The sequence below is a fragment of the Rhodococcus aetherivorans genome (genome assembly GCF_025722975.1).
GTDB lineage: Bacteria > Actinomycetota > Actinomycetes > Mycobacteriales > Mycobacteriaceae > Rhodococcus > Rhodococcus aetherivorans.
The window spans coordinates 5,888,578-5,912,809 of record NZ_CP106982.1 but is presented as its reverse complement, the minus strand read 5'-3'; the positions used below and the strand labels follow the sequence as shown (position 1 = coordinate 5,912,809).

The window sequence follows — 24,232 nt, the reverse complement described above, 5'->3', positions numbered from 1 at the left end:
GAGTGTGGTCTCCGGTACTCGCGTGAGCGATCAAGCAAACCTCGGGTACCGGAGACCTCGTAGGTCGTGAACCGGACCCTTCCGACCGGCGAGCGGCTCTATGGGTGCTCACTGAATTCGGCGAGGGTGTCGGGGAAGAGTTGCGTTGTCGTCTGGTGACTCGTATCGCGGACGCTCTCAGCACCGGGGTTCCGGGCGAAGCCCCGGACAGTCGCCGGTTGCCTGCACCGTTTCACCGAGGAACTGCTGTCGGAGCAGTAGGACCGCGATACGGCCGGCATGTTCATTGCTGCGAGGCAGGAGCTACGCCGTGACCGTCGACCACGCCTGTGACGTGGTCGACGGCCAAGGGTGTATGACTTTGTGCACGGTCGTCGACGGATCCGCCCGAACTCGCTACCTCGACACGTGGGCCGATGAGAAGGGTGTTGCTGCCGTGGTTTTCGTCAGCAGCGCGCCTCCGGGGCCGCAGTCAGCACCGGACAGCCTGCTGCTCGACGAGTTCCTGGCGCAGCGCGCGTAGCTGGCGCGGCATGTTCCATCCGGCGACAGCGGTGGTACGCCCGGACGCGTCGCGTTGCACGGCGGCAAAGGGTCCCTCGTCGAGCGAGCCCTCGACGGCGGTGAAGTCCGCGGCCGTGGGGCGGCCGTAAACCTGGATCCGCACGTCGTACTGGTCGCTCCAGAAGTATGGCACCGGTGCGAACGGTGTCCGCTTCCCCAGCAGGGTCCTCGCGGCCGCCATGCCCTGCTCGGTGGCGTTCATCCGGTGCTCGAGACGAAGCCGTCCGAGCGTCGGGTGAAGCCACGAGGCGACATCACCGGCGGCGACGACCCCCGGTGCGGCCTGGCAGAATTCGTCGCACTGGACTCCGTCGTCGATGGTGAGTCCGCTGCCGCGCAGCCAGTCGGTGACCGGCTCGGCGCCGATCGCGACGAGCAGTACGTCTGCGGCGACCTCCGCGCCGTCGTCCAGGACGACGCCGCTCACCCGGCCGTCGGTCTCCCGGACATCGGCGACGCCGCGTCCACAGAGCAGCTGCACACCGTGGTCACGGTGCAGTCGCGCGACCCGCTGGCCGATCCGCGGACCGAGTTGGCGCTGCAGCGGCAGCTCCAGCGGGTCGATGACGGTGACCCGGCAGCCGAGTTCGGCGGCCACCGAGGCTGCTTCCGTGCCGAGGAAGCCTGCGCCGACGACGACGACGGCTGCGCCGGGTACAACCTCCCGACGCAGCGCGAGGGCGTCCTCGATCGTGCGGAGCATGTGCACCCCGGGGCGGCCGACTGCGAAGGGCAGGGCCCGGGGACGCACGCCCGTCGCGACGACCAGTCCGTCGAAGGCGATGTCGGAACCGTCCGCGAGCGCGAGCCGGCCCGCCGCGAGGTCGAGCCGCTCGGCCCGTACTCCCAGCCGCCATTCGGCGTCGAGCCCTTCGAGCGCGGCGGGCGGGCGCAGGGTGAGTTTCTCCTCTTCCCACTCTCCGCGAAGCAGCTGCTTCGACAGTGGCGGTCGGTCGTACGGGGGCCGCTGGTCTCCGTCGACCAGGACCAGTCTGGCGGTGTACCCCTCGCGGCGCAGTGTCTCGGCCGCGGTCAGACCCGCGGCCGAGACACCGACGACCACGACCTGGTCGAGGCTCATTCCTCGACCACGATCGCGAGGGCCGGGCAGAGCAGCGCGGCCTCGTGCACTTGGGGGGCGAGGTCGGCCGGGGGTGAGTCCTCGAGCAGGATGACGATGCCGTCCTCGTCCCGCTGGTCGAACACCTCGGGCGCGGCAAGCACGCATTGCCCGCCGCCGACGCACTTGTCCTCGTCGATGTGGATCCTCATCAGGTCTGTCCTTTCGGTCACCAGGTCACAGGCAGGCGATGCAAGCCGTAGATGGACATGTCGGTCTTGTATTGGAGTTCCGTCACCGGCTCCGCCAGAGCGAGAGTGGGGATCCGCTTGAGGAGAGTCGAGTAGACGACCTGCAGCTCGACCCTGGCCAGCTGCTGCCCCAGGCACTGGTGGACCCCGAAGCTGAACGCGAGGTGGTGCCGTGCGGGCCGGGTGATGTCGAGGACGTCGGGTTCGGCGTGGCCCTCGCTGGCGAAGGCGGCCTTGTCGCGGTTGGCGGAGGGAAAGTCGAGGATCAGGCCGTCGCCGGCGCGGATCTGCGTGCCCGCAACCTCGAAGTCGCCGATGGCCACGCGCCGGGCACCGCTGTGGACGATCGTGAGGTAACGCAGCAGCTCCTCGACCGCACCTGCGGCCACCGCCGGGTCGTCGGCGTCACGGATCAGCGCGGCCTGCTCCGGGTTGGTCAGTAGTGCGGCGGTGCCGAGGGCGATCATGTTGGCGGAGGTCTCATGGCCGGCGGTCAGGAGCAGCAAGCCCATCCGGGCAACCTCTTCGCGGGTCATGAGACCGGGGTTGAGCTGTTCGACGACGAGGCGGCTCAGAGTGTCGTCAGTCGGTTTCTCGATCTTGGCGTCGATGACGTTTCCGATCATCGCGAGCATCTCCTCGGCCGCTGCCACGGTGTCCGCGGGTGTGGAGGTTGCCGCGGTGAATACCTTGGTGAGCTCCTGGAAGCGGTCGTGCTCGGAGTAGGGAACGCCCAGCAGCTCGCAGATCATGACCGACGGCACCGGCAGGGCGAGCGACTCGACGAGATCGACAGGCTTGGGGCCGGCGAGCATCTCGTCGATGCACCGGTCGGTGACGGCCTGGACGACGTCCCGCATGCTCTGCATGCGCTTGGCGGTGAAGTCCCGGGCCAGCGCGCGGCGCGGCTCGTCGTGGGCCGGGCCGTCCTCGGTGAAGAAGGTTTTCGCCCGCGCCCGGCGCGCCTTGATCGCGGCTGAGCTGTGCGGGTATGCCGGATTGTCGGTGTCCGCGCTGACCAGTGGACTCGCCATCACCGCGCGGATGTCGGTGTGCCGGGTCACCAGCCAGGGCTCACTGCCGTCCCAGATCCGCACCCGGCGCAAACCCTCTTCCTGCTGAATCTCGGCTAGGTCGCCCGCCGGGTCGAACGGGCATCGTGCGGTGTCACGCGGCATGGGGTACAGGGGGACATCGGCGGTGTGCAGCATGCGACCTCCAGAAGCGGAAGGGAGAGATGGAATACTCTAAATTGTATTCACTTACTCCTGGTAGTATCCACCTATTCTGCGTAAGGTCAAGATCTGCACCCAAACAGTCAATTACATGCTGTGCCGGCTGGGCTCTTGACAGAGCTCTCGCGGGCATCTAGAAGTGAATAATCGTTCGACTCAAGGAGGTATCTGTGCACCCCACAGCCCTGGTCACCGGCGCAGCTCGCGGCATCGGCCGGCAGATCGCCGTCTCCCTCGCCCGTGAGGGGTACGCCATCGCTGTCGTCGACACCGACTTCGACGGCTACCGTGAGTTCGACGAGGCCGCCGGCTCGGTTGTCGACGAGCTGCGCGAGATCGGCGTGCCGACCATCGCCGTCGAGGCCAGCACCACCGACGTCGAGGCCATGCAAGAGCTGGGCGCTCGGATCCACCAGGACTGGTCGCGGCTCGATGCGTTGGTCTGCAATGCAGGCGGCGGCAGCGGCGGCTTCGCCGACAACACGGCCGCCACCATCGATCTGAGCGCGTTGGACGACGTACTGCGCCGCAACCTGCACGGCACGATCACGACCGTGCAGGCCGCCCTCCCGGCCCTGCGGCAGGCGACCAATCCGGCGATCGTGACCATGGGTTCACTCACCGGCGTGGTCGCCAACCCGCAGGGCGGCTACGCCCACTACGGGATCACCAAGGCGGCCGTCATGCACTACACCCGCTACCTCGCCAACGAGCTGACACCCGAGGGCATCCGCGTCAATTGCGTGGCGCCGGGCCTGATCTCGACCGGCAGGCTGCGCGTGCGCCTCAGCGAGCAGCCGGAGCGCGAGAAGGAAATCGCCGACCGCCTCGGGACGCCGGACGAAGTCGCAGCGGCCGTACGCTACCTCCTCTCTCCCGCCACCACGCACATGTCGGGTCAGGTGCTTCAGCTCTGGCCGCCGGATGTCCGCTGAGTCCCGCTCCCCGAACCCCAGGAAGGCCAACGTGCCCACCCATCTGACGATGCAGCAGGTCGCCGAAGCTCAGAGCCTGTGCCACGTGTTCCAGTCCACCGTCGCCGCGCGCCCCGACCAGGTCGCGCTCCGTGCCTGGGAGGACGGTCGAACCTTCACCTGGCGCGAGTACGACCACCGAGTTCGCCGCATCGCCGCCGGCCTGGCGGGACTAGGCGTCCGACCCGGCGACACGGTTGCGATCATGCTGACGAACCGACCGGAGTTCCACATCGTCGACACCGCGGTGATGCACCTCGGCGCGACGTCGTACTCGATCTACAACACGTTCACCGCCGACCAGGTGTCGTCGCTGTTCGGTAGTGCCGGCAGCCGGGTGGTGATCTGCGAGGCGCGGTTCGGTGAGGTCATCCGCACAGCCGCACTGCAGCACCCGGACACCCGCGTGGTCTGCATCGACGATGCCGCCGACGACCAGCTCTCCCTGGACGCGCTCGTCGCGCTCGGTGACCCGGACTTCGACTTCGACGCGTCGTGGCGCGCGGTCGGGCGCGACGACCTGGTCGCCCTGATCTACACCTCGGGCACGACCGGTGAACCCAAGGGTGTCGAAATCACCCACGCCAACCTGCTCTACTCTTCGTCGGTCAGGGCGCGACAGCAGGCGGAGTTCACGACGCGCGATGCGGAAGAACGGGTGCTGTCGTACCTACCCGACGCCAACCTCGCCAACAGATTCGCCGCGCACTACCTGCCGATGGTGACCGGAGCCACGGTGACCGACGTGGTCGACGGCCGGTCGGTGCTGACGGCATTCCAGGAGGTCCACCCGTCGACCTTCATGGGCGTGCCGATGATCTGGTACAAGCTCGAGGCGCTGATCGAGAACGCAATTGCCGCCGAGCCGCCCGCCGAGCGGGCCGCGATCGAGCAAGCCCTCGCCGTCGGGCTGGAGAAGGTGCGCACAGAACTTGCCGGCGACCCGGTTCCCGAAACGCTCGCCACCCAGCACGCCACAGTGGACGCGGCGGTCCTGCACGCCTGGCGGCGTCGGTTCGGCTTGGACGGTCTGTACTACGCGACCTCGGGCGGTGCGCCGATCGCGCCGGAGACGCTGGAGTTCTTCTTGGCGCTCGGCGTGCCGGTCTGCGAGGTCTACGGGCTCACCGAGAGCGCTGCCTCGGGCATCGCCAACCACCCCCACCGGATCCGGGTGGGCACCGTGGGCCAGGCGCGTAACGGAGTCGAGGTGAGGCTCGCCGACGACGGTGAGCTGCTGCTCCGCAGCCCGGGCGTGATGCGCGGCTACCGCAACGACCCCGCGAAGACGGCGGAGGCCGTCGACTCGGAGGGCTGGCTCCACACCGGCGACATCGCCACCGTGGATGAGGACGGCTACGTCCGGATCGTCGACCGCAAGAAGGACATGATCATCAACTCGTCGGGCAAGAACCTCGCACCGGCGAACATCGAGAACGCAGTCCGTCTCGCCTGCCCCCTCGCCGGCTCGGTCGTCGCCGTCGGTGACGGGCGGCCGCACGTCGCGGCGCTCGTCGTCCTCGACCGCGAGCAGGCCGCGGCGTTCGCGGCCGCCCACGGCATCACCGACCTCCGCGCCGAGACGCTGTCCCAGGACCCGCGCGTGGTGCGGGAGGTGGCCGAAGGTATCGCGCGCGGCAACGAGCGGCTCTCGCGGGTGGAGCAGGTGCGTGCGCACACGGTGCTGCCGTCGTACTGGGATGTCAACAGTGACGAGCTCACCGCCACCACGAAGGTGCGTCGCAAGCTCGTGCACGAGAAGTACGCCGCCGAAATCGCCGCGCTCTATGCCTGACCTGACCGGGAATGTTCCTGCGCATGAGTGCGTGTAATCGGCGTCGATCTCGGCGGTGTCCAGGTGACCGCCGACCTCGGGACGCCGGTCGGCCGTGCCGCACTGGTCGAAACCGTTCGTGACCCGGCTCCGGAAGGAATCGCCGGCATCCTCGCCAACGGCGGTGTCCAGACCCTGATCGTCGACGGCGGTGGCGCGACTCTCATGGGCCACAAGGATGTTTGGTCGGGCGTCGCGCGTTGGCGACCTGAACTGTGAGCACGAGATGGATGGTCTCGGCGCGCGCCATCGTCGCGACCACAGCACCCTCGATGGGCCCGGCGGGGCGTGGGGGCTGAAAGCATGGACGTCACCGTGGTCTCGGTGGCCGAACTCGCCGCCGGGCTCATCCCGTGGATTGCCGAGGCGATCTGCATGCGTGAGCACATGAACTGGTGTCGGGTGCGCCCGCTATGCGCGGGCAGGATCCTGGGGGCGTGGTCGGGGAGCGTGTGGGGCGCTCATCTGCCCTAGCGCCTGCTCGAACCGGTCGCCGGGGTGACGGTCTGTTGTGCGGAATCCGGTTGGCGATTCCGGATCGCACCGACTCGGGGGGACCGACACGCGACACATGCAGTCACCGGGATCTGGGCGGTTTCATGGCGGCCAAGACCTCGCTCGGCGGGCTGCCGCCGGTACTCCTTTTCGATGTAGCGAGCCGAGGCCCCACTGACCTTCATTGCCGATCTTGTGGAGTATGTCGTTGTGGCTAGCACTTTTACGCCGGCATCCCTCTGTCGAGGGTGATGTCCGCAGGACATGGTGTGGGCACTCGTACCACTGGGTGTCATTGCTGCTCCAGTCGGCAATGCCGTCGGGCTGGAAGCGGCACGGCGCGTACCCACGACCGTCTTTCGGTCTGCGGTCATCGGCCTGGTGATCGTTGCCGGCACCGCAACCTTGATCTCATCCTGAATGTCTCGGGTGTCCATACCGGCCAGGTTCGCAGAACGCAGAACACAGCGTCGAGCGGGTCGTCGATCAGATCGGTGAGGTGTTGGCGCGCCTGGGCCCTCGTCGACAATGCCGCGGTCCGCGGAGGCTCGCTACTCGACGTCGAACTGCGGGTGTGGCATGGGGTGTTTGACGTCGATTGCGCCGGATGTCCACTGTGCACCTGGGCGTTCGGGCGGCGGATGCGTGAGTCGCGAGGGATCGATCGTCCCCGTCGCCTCGATCGGTTGTCGGTTGCCCGGACGGGCGGCAGGCCGGTCTGCTCGATCCGCAGCGTTCCCGGCACATGCACCGTACGCCACCCCTCGATTGTGACTCAATATTCGGAGTGCCTGGGTTCGTATGCAGGGTAATCGGCCTTAAAGTTAATCGCTGATAGTGACCGGGGGGCTTGTGCGACGGTGTCGAAAGTGGTTCACTTCACTCTATAGCGGGGTCTGTGATGTGCTTCTCGCAGCCGGGCCGGGCCGGGCCGGATTCCGAGCGGTGAGCCGATCGTCGATCACCTCCGCGAGACTCAACGACGTAGAGAAAGGCCACCCATGGCTGTCGATCACACATTTTCGGCAACGGTTTCGGCCGGGCCACACCGTTCGCCGACCAGGCGTCAGGCCTGGGTCACCGCGGCGATGCTCTTCGTGTTCATGCTCATCAACTTCGCCGACAAGGCCGTGCTCGGCCTCGTCGGCGTGGACCTTATCGACGACCTGGGCATCACCCCGAGCCAGTTCGGTCTCGTGCAGAGCGGCTTCTTCTGGTTCTTTGCAATCGGCGCCATCGTCGGCGGCATGCTGATCGGTCGAATTCCAGGCCGGTGGCTTCTCGCCGGCGTTGCACTGATATGGGCGCTGTGCCTTCTCCCGATGGTGTGGAGCACCAGTTTCACCGTGCTGCTGATCACGCGCATGATCCTCGGTTTCGCGGAGGGCCCGACGGCCGCCCTGGCCTTCGGAGTGACGCATAGCTGGTTCCGGGCCGAGAAGCGGGCTCTGCCCACATCCATTGTCGCGTCGGGAACATCGGTCGGTCCGCTCGTCGCCGCACCGATCATCACCGCACTCGTCATCCACTACTCGTGGCATGCGGCCTTCGCCGCCATGGCGATCGTGGGCCTGGTGTGGGTGGTCGGCTGGTTGATTGTCGGTCGCGACGGCCCCGAGGTCACAGGGCACGCGGTGTCGTCGTTTCCGATGCTTCCGGAGCGGGTCCCCTACCGTCGCCTGTTGACGTCCGGCACCATCGTCGGCATTACCCTGCTCTTCTTTGCCACCTACTGCAGCGTGGCGCTCAAGATCAGCTGGCTGCCGTTGGCGTTGCGTCAGGGGCTGGGTTACGACAAGGTCGCCACCGGCTGGCTGGTGTCCCTGCCGTACCTCTGCGGCGCGATCTTGATGATCGTCTTCGCGGCAGTGTCCCGCGCCATGACCCGGCGAGGGGCAAGCGTCCGCGCTGCTAGGGGACTGCTGCCCTGCGCGCTGGTGGCACTAGGCGGTTTGAGCACCATCGCATGGCCTCTCCTGGATCGCGGTGTGCTGCAAATTGTCCTGCTCGCGGTCGGAGCGTCCCTGGTGGTCGGCGCCCAGGGTATCGCCTGGACGCTGGTCTCGGACGTCGTCCCGGTCAAACAGCGCGGCACCGTCATGGGCGTGATGATCACCTGCTACAGCATGGGTGGCGTGATCGCGCCTTTGCTGCTGGGCAACCTGGTGAACGACGCTTCGAACCCGCTCCATGGTTACCAGCTCGGGTTCGCCGCCTTCGGTGTCGTCCTGGTGGGCGGAGCGCTGATCGCCGCTGCGCTCATCAACCCCGAACGCAACGTTGCGTGTTTCGTCGAGGCGCAGGAATTGTCGGCTGTGCGCGCGGACGATGCGGCATCGGCGGGGCAGATCGGACCGCGCTGAGTGCGCCTGCGGTCCTGTCGTGTCGATGACGGAGAAAGTCAACTACTACCGTGTCCGACTGTGGCTCACGCTAGGACCTGTTGCGTGCCTGAAGTGCAGTCAAGTCTGCACACACTCGAACGGTGGGCCGATTTGTCCGGCCGGCACATCTTCCTGGAAGAGGGGCATACACGGGGGAGAACAAGCACTACTCGGACTGCCGCCCCTGACATTTCACCGTGGCGGGCACGTGCTGGCGGTCGAGTTCAGCCGCCCCGAATTGTACAACGCGATCCGCCGTCCGATGCATGAGGAGCTCGCCCGGAAATCTGCCCAGATCCGGAAGGACGACACGATACGAGCCGTCGTGCTGACCGGTCAGGGCAAGGCATTCGCCACGGCGGGAAACCCTGGGGCGAGCAGCCGGAAGCCGGCCCAGTGCTCGACGCGCTCTTCCAGGAAGCCCGGAAGATCACTATGGACATCCTCGCACCGCCCCAGGCCATCATCTCGCCGGTCAACGCCTGCAGTCGATCTCGGCGCCACCATCGCGCTGCTGTGCGACATCATGCTCATCTCGAGCACGGCGATCATCTCCGATCCGCACGTGACCGTCACCGTCACCGCCGGCGACGACGGTGCTATTACCTGGTCATGGCTGGTCGGGATGACCCGCCCGAAAAAGTCCCTGATGACCGGCGACAAGGTCACCGCGTCGGAGTCGGAGCGGATCGGCCTGATGAACCGTGTCGTCGAGCGCGAGCATCTGCTCGACCAGGCCGCACGCGCTCACGGAATGATCTGCCGTCGGCCCGGTGAAGGCGGTGCAGGGCAAGGCCGTGCTCAACCAGATCCTGCGCGATACTGCCGATCTGGTGCTCGACGACGTGTTCACCACCGAAAAGGAGCGCTTCGGCTGCGGCGAACACCGCCGGGTAGGCGAGTTGTTTCCCCGGTCGCGAGTCGAACGCCACCGCAGGGAGCGGCTCAGCGCACCACGACACGCGGCCGAATTGCCGCTCCCCCTGGATCGCCGTACCCGCCACGAGCCGAACGGCTGGGCCTCGTTCTACAACACCTTACCGCCGATCAGCCGCCTACCTCGTCGACAGCATCGACAAGCGGGTTGTGTTGTACGAGAAGCAATCTCTCGACAAGATTCGTATGGGGGCCGCGGACACCGGGGTCCGTACCGTCGTCTGTGTCGACAGCTACGCAGACGGGACCGTCGGCCTCGACGACCTCGAGTCGCGTGACGTCCCGGATTTCGACTTCGACCGCGTCTGGCGTTCGGTGTCCCGCGACGGCCTGCTCGCACTGATCTTCCCTTCTCGAACCACCGGTGCACCCCAGGGCGTGAAGCTCACTCACGGCGACATTCTTTTCTCGGTTGCCACGAACGTGGCCATCCAGGCCGAGTGCGCGCGGGCCGACGCGCAAGCGGGACCCCGAACCTTCCCGACGCCAACCTCGCGAACCGCTGGTCGGGCCACAACGTGCCGATGCCGTCACGAGCGACGATCACCACCGTCCTCGTCGACCAGCACGACAAGTCGATCGAGGCCGCAGGTCACTGCGGGGTCCGTTCACCTGACTCGAGGGCTCGAAGCGTCTCGCTGATGACCGCCATCGTGCTGTGTGGGGCGTGACGTCGATGCCACCGCGTGGAGTGCGTCGCACTGCCTGCCCCCTTCCTCCCGCGAGTGTCACATCGGCACGTGGAGCGGCTACGTCGAATGCGACCAGTTCGACGGCCAGAGCACAGACGCCGCCGGCGAGCCCGGGGGAGGGGTAGGGGCTGGTCGAGTGGAGGGCTCGTTCTTGGCGCCGCCATGACCGCACGGCTGCCACCGCGAGTACGCTGCCGGTACCGCAGGCGACGAACGCGACCTTGTCCCGAGATAGATCGTGGTCTGTGACAGACCCGTCAGGGTGGTCATCGGGGTGGCCTCACCGGCGACCGGGGTCGGACTGTTCGGACGCAGGCTCGTGCGGTGCATTCATTGGCGAGCGAGAAGCGGGTGTCCGGCTGCTCGCCCACCGAGTACACCGCCACGGGAGGCCGGTGCTGCTGGTCATCCTCTTTCGTCTGTGGCTTCACCCCTGATCTGTACCCCGACGGATCTTCGACAGAAGTAGGTTGTCAGAGCAGCTCGAGAATCGTGGCGTTGGCCATGCCGCCGCCCTCGCACATCGTCTGCAGGCCGTACCGGATCTTTCGGTCTCGCATGTGATGCACCAGCCGGGTCGCCAGGATCGCGCCGGAACCGCCGAGTGGGTGCCCGACCGCAATCGCGCCGCCCAGCGGATTCACCAGGGTCGGGTCGGCTCCGGTCTCGCCGAGCCATGCGAGCGGAACCGAGGCAAACGCCTCGTTGACCTCGAATGCGCCGATATCGGCGATCGAGAGGCCGGATCGTTCGAGCGCCTTTGCGGTTGCCGGGATGGGCCCCGTCAGCATCATTACCGGATCGTCGCCTGCCATCACGGCGGTATGGACTCGTGCGATCGGGGTCAGACCGAGTTGGTGTGCCTTTTCGCTGGTAGTGACCAGCAGTGCTCCGGCACCGTCGGAGATTTGGGAGGCGTTGCCGGCGTGGATGACGCCGTCCTTCTTGAACGAGGTTTTCAGTTCGGCGAGCTTGTCGACAGTGGTGCCCCGGCGAATACCCTCGTCCATGTCCAACACACCGGGAAGAGGGGCGATCTGGCCCACCAGTGCTTCTGAATCGACTGCCGCGGCCGCCTTCTCATGTGACATCACCGCGAAGTGATCGAGCTGGCGACGGGTGAGCCCCCACTTCGCGGCGATCATTTCGGCGCCGACTCCCTGGTTGAAGGTCTCGACCCCGAATCGGTCCAGAACAGTCTGCCCGAACGGTTGTCCGGATTGGCGGCTGGAACCCATCGGGACCCGAGACATCGACTCCACACCGCCGGCAACGGCAACGTCATAGTGGCCGGCGATCACCCCGGCGGCGGCGAAGTGCAGCGCCTGCTGGCTCGAACCACACTGCCGGTCTACCGTGGTGGCCGGAACCGACTCGGGCCAGCCCGCCGCGAGGACGCCGCTCCGGCCGATGTTGTTCGCCTGGTCTCCGATCTGGCCGACACAACCCCACACAACGTCGTCGACGACCGCGGGATCGATACCAGTCCGCGCCGCCAGAGCGGTCAATACGTGGGCCGACAGGTCTGCGGGATGGATCCCGGCCAGTGATCCATTGCGCTTGCCGACCGGGGTTCGTACCGCGTCGACTATGACTGCATCTCGCATGATGTGCTCCTGGTGTCCTCGGTTCGATGCACCCTCGAATCAATCAGGGCAGCGCATCGGGCACAAAGAGGCGAATGCGAACACGGCGATTCGATCCACCTATGAATGACCATCGCGACGAATCGATGCAGATCGGGTAGCGACTTCTGTTCGGGCGGTTGCTCGCTGGTGAATGACACCGGAGGAGATGAGAGTCTCGAACTTCGCAGCCCGACCCGGCGCGCAGAGCACTGCCTCCGTGTCCTCACCCAGCTCCGGCGCCGAGGCAGTGAGCGAGACGCCCCACTCGTCGATCGTGACAATCAGTTCGATGCCGCGTTTTCCCCCGTCGCGACGAACTATGGGGAAGATAGCGACTTACGATTGAGCAGTTCCGTATTCGCTATTGGACTTCGCTCGCGGAACTGGTTTAGGTGGGAAGCGAGTTGTTGCTCGGATGTCCGGCGGTCACATGCCCTCCTCGACGAATGTGGTCGACTCGCGCCGTGACCGGCATGACAGTCGGTCCTGAGCGCATCCGTAGAAACCGCCGGACGAAGTGATGAGGACCGTCATCCCGAACCCTGTGGGGTGTGAAGTGAAGGAACGAGATGCCCGAGTTGTTGGACGTGGACATGGTCGGTCCAGACGAGTTTCGCGGCCTGTGCTGTGAGGGTTCGCCCGGTCGGGCATTCGGTGGGCACATCGCTGCACAGGCATTGGCTGCGGTGCAGCGCACGATCCGGGAGGACCGGTCGGTGCACTCTCTGCACGGCTACTTCCCGAGCCGTGGCTGCCCGGACCGTGAGGTCCGATACGTCGTGCAGCGACTCAAGGACGGGAACTCCTACGATCTTCGTGCGGTCACTGCCTGGCAGGGGTCGGGTGCCATCTTCACGATGACCGCATCGTTCAAAGTTCCCGAGAGCGATTCGTCCCGGCACACGGTGATGCCGGACGTGCCCGCGCCGGAGCTGCTCGAAGAGCTCGGAGGCGAGTGGGATCGAACATGGGCAAACCTGGACAGGACTTCACCGGTCGGACGGGCCGTCGAGATACGACCCGTTCGTGCGAAACCCCATCAGGGGGGCGAACCCGGCGAGTCCCGTCGCTCGTTGTGGATCCGTTTCGCGGGGCATCTGCCCGCTTCTCCCGCCCGCCACGATTGCGCGCTCACCTTCTTGTCGGACCTGGCGCTCGCCCGGACAGCGGTAGTCGGCCATTCCCCGTCGACCGCGCAGGACCCGTCGACCGTCTTCACCACGTCGCTCGATCACTCGATCTGGTTTCACCAGCAGTGTCACGCCGACCGGTGGATGCTCTACACCCAGCGCAGTCGGGTCTCCGGGGACGGGCGCGGACATACCTTCGGCGAAATCTGGAGCCGACGGGGAGAATTGATCGCAACAACCACACAGGAGGTGGTCCTCCGCTCGCTACGTGAATCGACACCGGTTCCCGCCGGGCCGGGCTGAGCGAGTCCAGTTCGGCAGACGTGACGGCTTCCCGCCCCGCTGCGGACCCGGGGGCAGTGTGTCGGTTCGGCGGTTCCGACGGCGTGTGCGCGGTCCGAGAGTATTGCCACGACCGCAAGTGCGAATGTCGATACGCCCAAGCAAATACATCCGGCAGTGGAAGCGACCTGCACCGCTCGCCGGGATCATATGGGTGACCGGTGCGGCGACCACCACGATTGAACCTCGACGATCGCGGATGCTACGCCATATTTGAACGGTGTTTCCCGGTATGTCGGGATATCTGCCACCCTCGCCGCGCCGAGACGGACACGGACATCTCCGAAACCAACGCACTCAGGTCGCCCGCTGAGGGCACCGTCTGGTGGAGGGAATTCGGGCGAATGCACATCGTGATCCCGGCCGGTCCTCTTGCGCAGAAGTGCCAGTCGCGCGTGACATGGTGACGTCCCCTAGCAGTTCGCTTGCGGCTGTGACGCTTTGCGGCGCACGTATCACCGACCGGCACCACGGTGTGCATCTGCGGCGATCCGATTACGAGGGTGCAATGTCGGCGGTACGTCCTGCGCGTGCCGAACATGCGAGGTATGTCACGGAAAGGCTGGAGGCGAAAAACGATCCCGTGAGGTGGTGAGCCGGCCACGCCCTCTTGGTCCGCCTCCTCACCTCGCCTCTCGATCGAGACAACAGCAGCAGCGCGTCCGGATCACATCGCCGATTCACCTCCGCCCGATGGTCGGGACCGATGGGTATTTCCTATGGGTTGTGTCGAAATCCGCTCTTGGACAGCCACCCCCGAAGACGGTTGCATCGACCTCGGCGCGGATTCCCCGCGCCGACGTCGAGGAAGGACGCACATCGATGACACCGTCGTTGGAGGGACTTACCTGCCTGGTGACCGGTGGGGGCCGAGGTATTGGGCGCGCCGGTGCGCTCTCGTTGGCACGTGCCGGTGCCGCCGTTGCCGTGGCTGCCCGCACGGCCGACCAGGTCGAATCCGTGGCCCGAGCGATTCGGAACGAGGGCGGTCGCGCGATCGCGATATCGGCCGACGTCACTGTTGCCGACCAGGTGGCCGCGATGGTTGCCCGTACCGTCGACGAATTCGGTGGCCTGCACGTGCTGCTCTGCAACGCGGGCGGTGGCCTGACCTCGGGCCGGCTGGTCGACAGCGCACCGGACGACTGGGAACGGACCATCGCCCTGAACCTCACCAGTGTCTTCCATTGCGCACAGGCTGCACTACCGCAGATGGCCGCTCAAGGAATGGGCAAGATCATCGTCATCGGATCGGGTACCGGTCACGTCGCCGGTGCCGGTGGATCGGCGTACGCCGCTGCAAAAGCAGGGGTCGCACATCTGGTGCGGGTCCTGGCCAAGGAGGTGTGGCGCCACGGCGTCGACGTCAACGAGATCGTACCGGGGCCGGTCGCGACTGATTTGACCCGGGACGATTTTCGCCTTGGCGAGGTTCCTGCGTTGTCCAAGACGGAGCGGGTGAAGCACCCGGACGAGGTGGCCGAATTGATTGTCTGGCTCGCTGGCCGGCCCGTCGAGGGGCCGACCGGCCAGACATTCAGCCTCGCGCGTAGGCCGCTGTGACAGGGCGGGACGTGGAAAGCGCTCCCGATCACATCGATCGGCCCAGCCTATCCGTCACATCACCGAGACAGTCTTGCTCGTCTCGACTGTCCGAGGTCTGATTCATAGGGCAGTAAGCTCTCGGCGCTCTCGAGCGTCGGCGGTCGGCCCGCCGCCGGACCGGTCGGAGATCGGATCGCCGCGCCACCGCATTCCCCGAAACACCACCGATCATTGGAGAACGAAGTATGGACTTTTCGTTGACAGTCGAAGAGCGCGACATCCAGATGTGGGTTCGCACCTTCGTCGACCGTGAGATCAAGCCGCTGGAGGAGCAAGCACTACGCAACGAACGCGCAGGCCAGGTCGGTGTCGAGCCCGACACCATCCGGTCCCTGCAGCTCAAGGCCCGAGAAGCCGGATTCTGGGGCGTGCAGACACCGGAGGAGCTCGGCGGCATGGGCCTGAGCGCGGTGATGGCAGCGGTGATCGAGATGGAACTGGGGCGCAGCTTCATCCGATTCAGGTTCGGCGGCAGCGCCGACAACATTCTGTACGGATGCAACGACGATCAGCGTGCGCGGTACCTGCTTCCCACCATCGAAGGCGATCGGATCTCGTGCTTCGCGCTTACGGAACCGGGAGCGGGATCCGATGCGACGGCGATCCGCACATCAGCTCGCCGGGACGGCGACGACTGGGTGATCAATGGTGAGAAGGTGTTTATCACGCAGGGCAACGAGGCCGATTTCGCGATGGTCTTCGCGGTCACCGACCGGGACCGCGGTGCAAACGGCGGCATCACCTGCTTCCTGGTCGACCGGGACATGGGATGGAAGTCCGAGCCCATTCACACTATGGGCCAGTGGGGTCCGGCCTCCCTGGTGTTCGAGGATGTCCGCGTCCCTGCCAAAAATGTCCTCGGGCAACCGGGTTTCGGATTCGCTCTGGCGATGGAGTGGATCGGAAAGGCCCGATGGGGAGTACCGGCGCGGGCGATCGGCGCCTGCGATCGGCTGATCCAGATGGGTGTGGACTACGCCAACACAAGGCAGACCTTCGGAAAGCCGATCGGTGAGCGGCAGGCGATCCAGTGGATGCTCGCCGATTCGGCGGTGGAGGTCGATGCGGCCCGGCTGCTGACGCTGCGTGCAGCGTGGGTCGGCGATCAGGGCGGGGATGCACGGCATGCCAATTCACAGGCCAAGCTCTACGGAGCCACCATTGCAAACGAGGTCGTCGACCGCATTCTGCAAATTCACGGCGGCATGGGCTACACCCGCGAGTTGCCGATCGAGCGGTGGTACCGGGAACTGCGTCTGGCCCGGATCTACGACGGCACCGACGAGATCCAGCGCAAGACGATCGCACGGAACCTTCTTCGTGGGCACGTGATCATGGGCGAGCTTGACTGAACGGTATGACGACCCCCGGACCCCCGCTACGCGGACGAATCGAACACATTCCGCGGGCCGCGCTCGAGGACGGCGCACCCGCAAACCCTGCGCGAAGGGGAAGCGCGATCTTCCCCGGTGAGGAGTTGGCATGATCGCGGCACCCGTCTACGAGCTGTCCTTCGACGATTACCTCGACCGGATCCGCCGGTTCACCGACGAGGAGCTGATCATCCGCGAGGCGGAGATGGTGTCCAAGGGCGAGGTGCCGCCGGACCTCGTTGAGAAGATGGCGTCGCTCGGACTGTTCGGGATCACCCTGCCCAGACGCTGGGAGGGCCTGGAATGGTCGGTCGAGCAGCAGGTGCTGCTCACGTTCGAGTTCACCCGGGCATCGTGCGTGTACCGGTCGCGGTTCTCGACCACCATCGGACTGTCGTCACAAATCTTGCTCGACTATGGCACCGACGCGCAACGTGAACTCTATCTGCCGCCGATGGCACGGGGCGAATGCGTCACTGCGTTCGCACTCACTGAGCGGGGTGCAGGCTCGGACGCCGCAGCGATATGCACGACCGCCGTGCGCGAGGGCGACCATTTCGTCATCAATGGCAGCAAGCGGTACATCACCAACGGCGCATGGGCCGATCTGCTGGTGGTTTTCGCCCGCACCGGCGGTGCCGGCGCTGAGGGGGTGTCCGCTTTCCTGGTGCGGGCGGACACGCCCGGAGTCAGCGCGAGCCTGCCCGATCGGATGAATGGGCATGCCGAGGCGCCGGTCGCCGAGCTGCGGTTCGACCAGGTGGTCGTGCCGGCCACCGCGTTGATCGGCGGGCTCGAGGGGGCGGGTCTGCGGTTGGCGATGCGCGGGATCAACCATGCCCGGATCCACGTCGCCGCGACTGCGGTCGGGCAGGCGACGCGGATCCTGGACGAGGCGGCACGCCATGCTGCTACCCGAACCCAGTTCGGTCGCCCTATCGGCGAATTCGGCAGCATCGAGGCGATGCTCGGATCGAGCTACGCGGAGTTGGAGGCCGGCCGAGCTCTCGTACTCGACTGCGCCCGTCAGTTTCACGGACAGTCCATTCCCCGGCACCGCATCGCGGCCGCCAAGTATTTCTGCACGGAGATGGCCAGCCGGGTGGCCGACCGGGCGGTGCAGATCCTGGGCGGCGAGGGGATCGTCGGAGACAGTCCGGTGCCCCGGATGTGGCGCGACGTCCGGGCACTCCGGATCTATGAGGGAGCATCCCAAATTCACGAGCGCAACCTGGGCCGCCATGTCCGCGCCGCGGCGGGCACCGACACCGAACGGAAACTGTGATGGAATTCCACACGATTCGACTCGAGATCGCAGATGGCATCGCCGTCATCACCTTGCATCGCCCGGACAAACTCAACGCCTTCACCCGGCAAATGAGCGCCGAGATCGTCGCGGCCTTCGCCAGGACAGACGCCGATGACGGCGTCAAGGTCGTCATCGTCACCGGCTCGGGCCGTGCGTTCTGTGCCGGTGCCGACCTCTCCGGCGGCGGTGCACGATTCGACTACGGCGATTTCGGGGACGACGTCCCACGTGACGGCGGCGGCGTAGCTACCCTGCGAATTTTCGACTCCGTGAAGCCGGTGATCGCCGCGATCAACGGCGCCGCGGTGGGCGTCGGTACCACGATCACGCTGCCAATGGACATTCGACTGGCATCTGAGGACGCGCGATTTGCGATGCCTTTCACCCGCCGGGGTGTCATCCCGGAGAGCTGCTCGAGCTGGTTCCTGCCGCGCTTGGTCGGGGTACAGCGCTCACTCGAGTGGTTGTACACCGGACGGATGTTCTCGGCAGGGGAGGCACTGGAGGCGGGGCTGGTCTCGGCGGTCCACCCGAGAGATCGGCTGCTCGATGAGGCGCGCGCAATCGCCGCCGAGATCATCGACAACACCGCCCCGGTGTCGGTTGCGCTGACGCGGCAGCTGATCTGGCGGATGCTCGGAGCCGCACACCCGATGGAGGCACACATTGCCGAATCGCGGGGCATGGCCGTGCAGGGCGGGAGCAGCGACGCCCACGAGGGCATCACCTCATTTCTCGAGAAGCGGCCGGCCAAGTTCGTGCGGACGGTCGAAGCCGACCTGCCCGCCATCTTCCCGCATTGGCGCGAGCCGGAGTTCAGGTGAATAAGGCCGGACAAGGTCGACCGGAGCGGTCCCAAAGCAGCCTCCGGACCAACACAGAGAGCGGGAATAGCCATGCTGAGCACTAGATTCACCGACCTGTTCGGAATCGAACACCCGATTGTGCAGGGCGGGATGCAGTGGGTGGGACGAGCCGAACTCGTGGCTGCCACTGCGAACGCGGGTGCACTGGCGTTTCTCACGGCATTGACGCAGCCGACCCCGGAGGCGTTGGCCGCGGAAATCGCCCGCTGCCGGGAGATGACCGATCGTCCCTTCGGGGTCAATCTCACCATTCTCCCAGCGATCACTCCGCCCCCGTACGCAGAGTACCGGCAGGTGATCATCGAATCCGGGGTACGCATCGTCGAGACGGCGGGCAACAACCCGGCCGAGCACATGCCAGCGTTCAAGGCGGCCGGAGTCAAGGTGCTCCACAAGTGCACGAGTGTGCGACACGCTCTCAAGGCGGAGGCATTGGGTGTCGACGCGCTGAGCATCGACGGCTTCGAATGCGCGGGCCATCCCGGCGAGGACGACGTTCCGGGTCTGATCCTGATCCCGGCCGCGGCCCGAGCGCTGCGGATCCCGTTCATCGCGTCGGGTGGGTTCGCGGACGGGCGTGGGCTCGTTGCCGCCCTCGCCCTGGGCGCGGACGGTATCAATATGGGCACCCGTTTCATGTGCACGGTCGAGTCGCCGGTGCATGAGCGGGTCAAGCAGTGGGTGGTCGACGCCTCCGAGCTCGACACCGAACTGATCTTTCGGCCGCTGCGCAACACCTCGCGGGTGGCAGGCAATGCAGTCAGCCGACGGGTTGTCCAAATCCTGGCAGAGGGAGGGAATTTCGACGACGTACGCGAGCTCGTGGCAGGAGCGCGAGGGCGACTGGTGCACGAAGAGGGCGATCTCGATCTCGGTATCTGGGCGAGCGGCCTGTCCCAGGGCCTGATCCACGACATTCCCACGGTTGTGGAGATGGTCACGCGGATCGTTTGCGAGGCGGAGGAACTCGTTCGCGGTCGCCTGGCTCGACTGTGTGTCAACCCGGTCGGTGCGCACGCCAGCTTCTGATCGGCGTCAGCCCCCACCAGGTTCGTCCCGGGTGGTGAGGTCCCGGATCTTCAAGTGAGACGGGTGTATCGTGAGCGCTGAATGAGCGAGGTCTCCGGTCAAGGGGTTTGACGGCGAAGAAAACCCTGAAGACCTTCGGGCGTCGTGCCCAGCGTTGCGGTGACGGGCCGGACGGACCTGACCGACTCGCAGTGGGCGGTACTCGAAGCACTGCTCCCCACCCCCGGCCAGGTCCGGATGGCCCTGCGTGGACGGAACACCCAGCTCATCGACGGTATCCGCTGGCGTACCCGCATCGCGCACTCTGGCGCGAAGTCACCGACCCGGTACGGACCCCTGGCAGAGGCGTGGACGGACTGTTCCGTCGCTGACAACCGGCCGCCAGGGTGCGGGCACAGATTTGACCGCGTTGCACGCGTTGGCCGACGCCGCGGGCCGGATCGTGTGAGACGTCGGCGTCGACTCGACCATCGTGCGGGCCCACCGGCACGCTACCGGTGCCTGCCGATTGCTGCAGCTCGCATCACGCGGCGGGATCGACGCGAGCCCGACGTCGTCGCCCTGGGGGGTTCTCCCGGCGGGTGGACCACCAAGCTGCACCTCGGCGGTGGGCAGAACCGGCGGCCCGCCGGCGGTGTTGCTCACCCTGGGTCAGGACGGCGGCAGTCCGCAGTTCACCGCGGTGTTCGAGCGGCTCTTCGGTACCGCGCCCTGGTCGTGGCCAGGTGCGTACCCGGTCGGTGCGGGCTGGCGGACGAGGGCGTACAGTTCCCGCGCCAATCGCGTCCAACTGCTCGAGGCGGCATCCGAGCGACGATCACGATCCCGTCCGATCAACTCGCACACCGCCGCACACGAGGCAAATGACCGTCGGCCCTCGACCATCGGATATGCCAGCAGCGGCACGCGGTCGAGTGGCATCAGCCGACTCGAGCCGCACCGGGCGGTGGCCATCCGCTTCGACAAGCTCGCCGTGTGTCGTCTGACCACCGTCCACGTCGCCACCATCAACTAGCGGCTCTGAACGAGCCGATATGGGGCGCGGCATAACGCCGCCGTGCTCCCGCCCCCGGAGGTGGGCCGGCCGCAGTAGCAGTGCTCCAGGCTGCACAACTGTTGACGTCGGTCGCACGTGGTGTTCGGTCCCCGGGCCTGAGCCATCGGCCAAGCGACGCGGCCGGATGGTCAGTCGCTGCTCCGGTCGCGGAAGTGCTCAACCGCCATCTCGAAAAACGCGGCGGCCGAAGGCGATAGGTGACCGGCCCGGCGCACCAGACCGTAGGGGAGGAGGATGGGTGGGTCGAGGTCGCGCACCACGGCGCCGGTGCGTACTGCCTGGTTCACCTGTCCCTCGGGACTGAACGCCATGCCTATGCCGCGCAGGACGAGTGAGCAATGCGTTGACCTGTGCGCCGTGACGACTCCGAGCCGCGTGTGCAATCCGGCGCGGCGAAGGGCCTTCTCGACCGCATCCCTGCCCTGCGCGCCGAAAGGAGCCGCCGTGGTCGGAAGATCGGGTAGCTGCCCGATCGGTAAGGGGTCAGGCAAGGCGGTGCCGATTCCGGGGGGCATCACCAGCTTCATCCGCTCGACGCCGAGCTGGACAAGCTCGAGCCGCCCCCGAACTGCCTCGCTGTGGATGTCCGCTTCGTCTTGGAACGGTAGAAAGCCCAACTCGCTCCTGCCTTCCCGGACCTGGTGCAGGATGTCGGACTCCATCGCTGGCGTCTCGATACTGATGAACACGTCGGGGTGACGGCGACGGAACGCTCCGACGGCCGGAAGAATGAACTCGAGTGGGCTGCCCATTGCGGCGATGTCGAGGCGACCGGTGCGTATCCCTGCGACCTCTGCGACCGACGCGCGCGCCGTCGCCACGTCCCGGATCAACTGGCGCGCTGGACCGATGAGTGCCTCACCGGCCGCCGTCAGAACGACTCCGTGACCGACCCGGTGAAATAGCGGAGTCTTGAGTTCACGTTCGAGCGCGCGGATGGTCTGCGACAGTGAGGGCTGCGAAATGTGGAGTGCGGTTGCGGCGCGTACGAGGCCGCCGTGCTCGACGACCGCGAGAAATTGGGCCAGCTGCCTGAACTCCACCGCGCCTCCCGGGCACCTGATGACGTCGCAATCGATTCACTGCATTCTGCCTGTTCCGACAATGATCGGGAGCGGGGGCTCGTCGATGGGTCAAAGCGAACTACCCCGGTGCGCCTGCGATATCGTCGGAGCATGGATGCCCGGCAGCTACGCTATTTCCTCAGCGTAGTAGATCACGGCGGCATGACTCGAGCCGCGGAGGCGCTGTACATCGCCCAGCCGTCGTTGTCGCAGGCGATCCGGGCCCTCGAACGGGAACTGGACGTCGAACTTTTCCATCGACTCGGCCGCGGGCTCGAGTTGTCGGCCGCCGGCAGGGCGCTGGTCGGTCCCGCCCGGCAGGTCCTCGGTGGAGTTCTGGAGACGTCGGACGCGGTGCGGCGCATCCAGCAGTTGGAAGAAGGGCGGCTCGATGTCGCCGTGACCAGCGACCTCGCCGTCGAACCCCTGGCCGACTTTATCCGCGTCTTCCGTGACCTCCACCCCGGGGTGTGGATCAATGTGCTGCGAGCGTCCGATTCCGACGAAGCCGTGGAACTGGTCAAACGGGCGACCTGCGAGATCGCGTTGTGCTCCCTGCCCGTGCGCGTCGCCACCGGAACGCAGGCCCTCCCGTTGGGGCAGCACATGTTGGTCCTCGCGGTGCCGCCCGGGCATCGGCTGGCCTGCCACGATTTAGTCCCGTTGTCGGAACTCGAGGAGGTCGATCTGGTCGCGGGGCCACTCGGGGACGTTGTTCGAGATTTGCTCGAGGAAGCCTGCCGGACCGCCCACGTGCAGGCGCGAGTGGCGGTCGAAATAGGGATGTTGCCCGTCCACCCGCGTCTGGTCGCCAGCGGTGCGGGCGCCGCGATCCTGCCGCCGGCCCAGGCTCGGGAAGCGGCCGATCTCGGCGCTCACCTGTGCCGCATCGACCCCCCGATGGTCCAAAAATTTGGTTTCGTCCACAGGAACGACAGCCTCGACGCGGCTTCACAAGCCTTCATGATGATCGCGCGACGGTTCGTTGGGCAATCGTAGCCGCACCGCCTGCCTTGGTGGCTGTCGACGACAGGAAGTTTCAAGGATTCTGCGCAGACTGTCGATGGCAGGTGAAGGCTCGTTCTGGCCCCATTTTCCTTGACCACCTACCGGTCGGCGCGTCACTGTGGAAAGACGCCAGGTGTGCACCACGCGGACGGCGGCCACCCTCGTCGAGGATGCCGGCAGGCCTCCGGGCTGTGCCGGGTGGTCTCGGCCGTGACCGGACGCGGTATCGGCATCGGCCGGGGCGCGCGGAACCGACGATCGGGAGGGGCATCGCGATCGGAGGTGAACGCATGCACAAAATGACGAAAAATATTAGCAGTCAGGGTATGTCAGTTTCGGTGGGGATGTTCCCGACGGGCACGCGCGTGCTCCTGGTGGTGGATCCCGTCGAGTGCGACTTCCCACCGAACGAGCGCAGTACCGATATCCCTGAGCGCCCCGCAGGGAGGGAAGGTCCGGCGCAAGGCGCGGATCGACGCGTTGTCCCGCCGGATCGTGGACTGGGGGGCCGGCTCACCCCAGGTCTCATCGCTGGTTCTCGATGCGCCACCGATCGCCACCGCGGCCGCACGCGGACCCACCACGGCGTTCGGGCACACCCGACGATCGCCTCTGCACCCTGTGAGCATGGCTCACGGGCTGTGCACCGGATCGGAGTTTCGTCGGGCCCCGGGACCCGTTCACCCCTCGTACCGGCTGATTCTCGGCAGGCACCCGGGGCGGCCGAGCCTAGTACCGGCGGGCCGCGTAGAACGGCATCGAGTCCAGTGGTGCCTGTTTCACCGACTGCCCGGCGGTGGGGGCGTGGACGACCGTGCCGTTCCCGGCGTAGAGCCCGACATGCTGCGCTCCGTTGAACAGCACGAGATCGCCGGGCTGCAGGTGTGCCCGATCCACCGGTTGTCCCCCGTCGAGCTGGTCGTAGGTGGTGCGCGGCACGACGACGCCGACCTGCTGGTACGCCCACTGGACCAGACCCGAGCAATCGAACGCATCCGGCCCCGCCGCAGCCCAGACGTACGGTGCGCCGATCTTCGACTCGGCCGCGGCGAGCGCCCGCGCACCGTGGGTCGACGGCGACGGCGGCAGTGAGGGTGCCGTGTCGGGGAGGGGCGCAGGGTGGGGAACCGGGAGGGGTGCAGGGGTAGGCGCCGGAGGAAGCGCCGGCGTGTGGGGGAGGTCGAACGTTCCGATCCCGGGAATCGTGATCGGCTCCGCTGCGGCAGGAGACGCCGGAAGCAGGCATGCTGCCACCGTCACACCCCCGGCGATCAGCAGTCCTGTGGTCGAGACCTGCTGGCGGTTGCCCCGACGCACTCTGTGCTTGGCCATGAAATGGAGTCCTTCGTGTCATACGGTGTCCGAGGGATCCAGGTGCCGCTCGGACGGAACACTC

General features: G+C 66.5%; 21 protein-coding genes and 1 pseudogene. 15 read left to right on the top strand and 7 right to left on the bottom strand.

Annotated features, from left to right (window positions below; translation table 11 throughout):
- Nucleotides 1-310 precede the first annotated feature (310 nt).
- Nucleotides 311-523, top strand: coding sequence for a hypothetical protein (locus OCS65_RS27125; RefSeq protein WP_168578952.1), 213 nt, complete (start codon nt 311-313; stop codon nt 521-523).
- Here OCS65_RS27125 and OCS65_RS27120 read toward each other — a convergent pair.
- Genes OCS65_RS27120 through OCS65_RS27110 form a run of 3 tightly spaced genes read right to left on the bottom strand, consistent with a single transcriptional unit; the run spans nt 473 to nt 3,086 of the window.
- A complete protein-coding gene (locus OCS65_RS27120) occupies nt 473-1,645 on the bottom strand; it encodes an NAD(P)/FAD-dependent oxidoreductase (RefSeq protein WP_065923145.1) in 1,173 nt (390 codons plus the stop codon). The genes OCS65_RS27125 and OCS65_RS27120 overlap by 51 nt on opposite strands.
- A complete protein-coding gene (locus tag OCS65_RS27115; protein ID WP_050034438.1) occupies nt 1,642-1,836 on the bottom strand; it encodes a ferredoxin in 195 nt (64 codons plus the stop codon). The genes OCS65_RS27120 and OCS65_RS27115 overlap by 4 nt, the downstream gene beginning before the upstream one ends.
- 17 nt (nt 1,837-1,853) lie before the next feature.
- Complete coding sequence (locus OCS65_RS27110; protein ID WP_065923144.1) at nt 1,854-3,086, bottom strand: cytochrome P450; 1,233 nt, start codon at nt 3,084-3,086, stop codon at nt 1,854-1,856.
- A gap of 194 nt (nt 3,087-3,280) precedes the next feature.
- On the opposite strand from OCS65_RS27110, the gene OCS65_RS27105 reads away from it, so the two are divergent.
- From OCS65_RS27105 to OCS65_RS29975, 6 genes and pseudogenes are all read left to right on the top strand, one after another.
- Nucleotides 3,281-4,045, top strand: coding sequence for an SDR family NAD(P)-dependent oxidoreductase (locus OCS65_RS27105; protein WP_050034440.1), 765 nt, complete (start codon nt 3,281-3,283; stop codon nt 4,043-4,045).
- Nucleotides 4,046-4,076: 31 nt separating this feature from the next.
- Nucleotides 4,077-5,879, top strand: coding sequence for an AMP-dependent synthetase/ligase (locus OCS65_RS27100; protein WP_338049254.1), 1,803 nt, complete (start codon nt 4,077-4,079; stop codon nt 5,877-5,879).
- 63 nt (nt 5,880-5,942) lie between these two features.
- Nucleotides 5,943-6,137, top strand: a complete 195-nt coding sequence (locus OCS65_RS27095; RefSeq protein ID WP_050034441.1) for a hypothetical protein — start codon at nt 5,943-5,945, stop codon at nt 6,135-6,137.
- Nucleotides 6,138-6,221: 84 nt separating this feature from the next.
- Nucleotides 6,222-6,392, top strand: a complete 171-nt coding sequence (locus OCS65_RS27090) for a hypothetical protein (protein WP_263508238.1) — start codon at nt 6,222-6,224, stop codon at nt 6,390-6,392.
- A gap of 1,022 nt (nt 6,393-7,414) precedes the next feature.
- Complete coding sequence (locus OCS65_RS27085; protein ID WP_231772096.1) at nt 7,415-8,776, top strand: MFS transporter; 1,362 nt, start codon at nt 7,415-7,417, stop codon at nt 8,774-8,776.
- A pseudogene (locus OCS65_RS29975) lies at nt 8,742-9,485 on the top strand (enoyl-CoA hydratase/isomerase family protein); the annotation flags it as partial. The gene OCS65_RS27085 and the pseudogene OCS65_RS29975, both read left to right, overlap by 35 nt.
- A 359-nt stretch (nt 9,486-9,844) precedes the next feature.
- On the opposite strand, the gene OCS65_RS27075 reads toward OCS65_RS29975, so the two are convergent.
- Together OCS65_RS27075 and OCS65_RS27070 are read right to left on the bottom strand one after the other, a co-directional pair.
- Nucleotides 9,845-10,126 (bottom strand): hypothetical protein, encoded by a 282-nt coding sequence (locus OCS65_RS27075; RefSeq protein WP_231772095.1) that lies wholly within the window; start codon nt 10,124-10,126, stop codon nt 9,845-9,847.
- 772 nt (nt 10,127-10,898) lie between these two features.
- The gene (locus tag OCS65_RS27070) at nt 10,899-12,032 is read right to left on the bottom strand and encodes a thiolase family protein (protein ID WP_050034446.1); all 1,134 of its coding nucleotides are present in this window, start codon (nt 12,030-12,032) and stop codon (nt 10,899-10,901) included.
- Nucleotides 12,033-12,622: 590 nt separating this feature from the next.
- Here OCS65_RS27070 and OCS65_RS27065 point away from each other — a divergent pair.
- The 7 genes from OCS65_RS27065 to OCS65_RS27035 all read left to right on the top strand — a co-directional run bounded on the left by OCS65_RS27065 (nt 12,623) and on the right by OCS65_RS27035 (nt 20,722).
- On the top strand, nt 12,623-13,486 hold the full coding sequence (locus tag OCS65_RS27065) for an acyl-CoA thioesterase (protein ID WP_050034447.1): 864 nt from the start codon (nt 12,623-12,625) through the stop codon (nt 13,484-13,486).
- 861 nt (nt 13,487-14,347) lie between these two features.
- Nucleotides 14,348-15,088, top strand: a complete 741-nt coding sequence (locus tag OCS65_RS27060) for an SDR family NAD(P)-dependent oxidoreductase (protein ID WP_065923143.1) — start codon at nt 14,348-14,350, stop codon at nt 15,086-15,088.
- A gap of 239 nt (nt 15,089-15,327) precedes the next feature.
- Complete coding sequence (locus OCS65_RS27055) at nt 15,328-16,482, top strand: acyl-CoA dehydrogenase family protein (RefSeq protein ID WP_231772094.1); 1,155 nt, start codon at nt 15,328-15,330, stop codon at nt 16,480-16,482.
- A gap of 130 nt (nt 16,483-16,612) precedes the next feature.
- Nucleotides 16,613-17,788 carry an acyl-CoA dehydrogenase family protein gene (locus OCS65_RS27050; RefSeq protein ID WP_050034450.1) on the top strand — a complete coding sequence of 392 codons (1,176 nt, stop codon included), beginning with the start codon at nt 16,613-16,615 and terminating at the stop codon, nt 17,786-17,788.
- Nucleotides 17,788-18,636, top strand: coding sequence for a crotonase/enoyl-CoA hydratase family protein (locus OCS65_RS27045; RefSeq protein WP_065923142.1), 849 nt, complete (start codon nt 17,788-17,790; stop codon nt 18,634-18,636). The genes OCS65_RS27050 and OCS65_RS27045 overlap by 1 nt, the downstream gene beginning before the upstream one ends.
- 72 nt (nt 18,637-18,708) lie before the next feature.
- Nucleotides 18,709-19,707: an NAD(P)H-dependent flavin oxidoreductase gene (locus OCS65_RS27040; protein ID WP_065923141.1), complete on the top strand. Its 999-nt coding sequence runs from the start codon at nt 18,709-18,711 to the stop codon at nt 19,705-19,707.
- A 607-nt stretch (nt 19,708-20,314) separates the two neighbouring features.
- Nucleotides 20,315-20,722, top strand: a complete 408-nt coding sequence (locus tag OCS65_RS27035; protein ID WP_263508231.1) for a hypothetical protein — start codon at nt 20,315-20,317, stop codon at nt 20,720-20,722.
- Between the two features lie 170 nt (nt 20,723-20,892).
- Here OCS65_RS27035 and OCS65_RS27030 read toward each other — a convergent pair whose 3' ends face one another.
- Nucleotides 20,893-21,807 (bottom strand): LysR family transcriptional regulator, encoded by a 915-nt coding sequence (locus OCS65_RS27030; RefSeq protein WP_050034452.1) that lies wholly within the window; start codon nt 21,805-21,807, stop codon nt 20,893-20,895.
- A gap of 132 nt (nt 21,808-21,939) precedes the next feature.
- On the opposite strand from OCS65_RS27030, the gene OCS65_RS27025 reads away from it, so the two are divergent.
- On the top strand, nt 21,940-22,827 hold the full coding sequence (locus tag OCS65_RS27025) for a LysR family transcriptional regulator (RefSeq protein ID WP_065923140.1): 888 nt from the start codon (nt 21,940-21,942) through the stop codon (nt 22,825-22,827).
- A 738-nt stretch (nt 22,828-23,565) separates the two neighbouring features.
- Here OCS65_RS27025 and OCS65_RS27020 read toward each other — a convergent pair.
- The gene (locus OCS65_RS27020; protein ID WP_006943110.1) at nt 23,566-24,168 is read right to left on the bottom strand and encodes a C40 family peptidase; all 603 of its coding nucleotides are present in this window, start codon (nt 24,166-24,168) and stop codon (nt 23,566-23,568) included.
- Nucleotides 24,169-24,232: the final 64 nt, after the last annotated feature.

Bases quoted from the DNA above. Each gene is read 5' to 3' on its own strand.
- OCS65_RS27060 (WP_065923143.1), top strand. From the start codon at position 14,348: ATGACACCGTCGTTGGAGGGACTTACCTGCCTGGTGACCGGTGGGGGC.
- OCS65_RS27065 (WP_050034447.1), top strand. From the start codon at position 12,623: ATGCCCGAGTTGTTGGACGTGGACATGGTCGGTCCAGACGAGTTTCGC.
- OCS65_RS27085 (WP_231772096.1), top strand. From the start codon at position 7,415: ATGGCTGTCGATCACACATTTTCGGCAACGGTTTCGGCCGGGCCACAC.
- OCS65_RS27110 (WP_065923144.1), bottom strand. From the start codon at position 3,086: ATGCTGCACACCGCCGATGTCCCCCTGTACCCCATGCCGCGTGACACC.
- OCS65_RS27045 (WP_065923142.1), top strand. From the start codon at position 17,788: ATGGAATTCCACACGATTCGACTCGAGATCGCAGATGGCATCGCCGTC.
- OCS65_RS27040 (WP_065923141.1), top strand. From the start codon at position 18,709: ATGCTGAGCACTAGATTCACCGACCTGTTCGGAATCGAACACCCGATT.
- OCS65_RS27090 (WP_263508238.1), top strand. From the start codon at position 6,222: ATGGACGTCACCGTGGTCTCGGTGGCCGAACTCGCCGCCGGGCTCATC.
- OCS65_RS27050 (WP_050034450.1), top strand. From the start codon at position 16,613: ATGATCGCGGCACCCGTCTACGAGCTGTCCTTCGACGATTACCTCGAC.
- OCS65_RS27070 (WP_050034446.1), bottom strand. From the start codon at position 12,032: ATGCGAGATGCAGTCATAGTCGACGCGGTACGAACCCCGGTCGGCAAG.
- OCS65_RS27025 (WP_065923140.1), top strand. From the start codon at position 21,940: ATGGATGCCCGGCAGCTACGCTATTTCCTCAGCGTAGTAGATCACGGC.
- OCS65_RS27120 (WP_065923145.1), bottom strand. From the start codon at position 1,645: ATGAGCCTCGACCAGGTCGTGGTCGTCGGTGTCTCGGCCGCGGGTCTG.
- OCS65_RS27115 (WP_050034438.1), bottom strand. From the start codon at position 1,836: ATGAGGATCCACATCGACGAGGACAAGTGCGTCGGCGGCGGGCAATGC.
- OCS65_RS27020 (WP_006943110.1), bottom strand. From the start codon at position 24,168: ATGGCCAAGCACAGAGTGCGTCGGGGCAACCGCCAGCAGGTCTCGACC.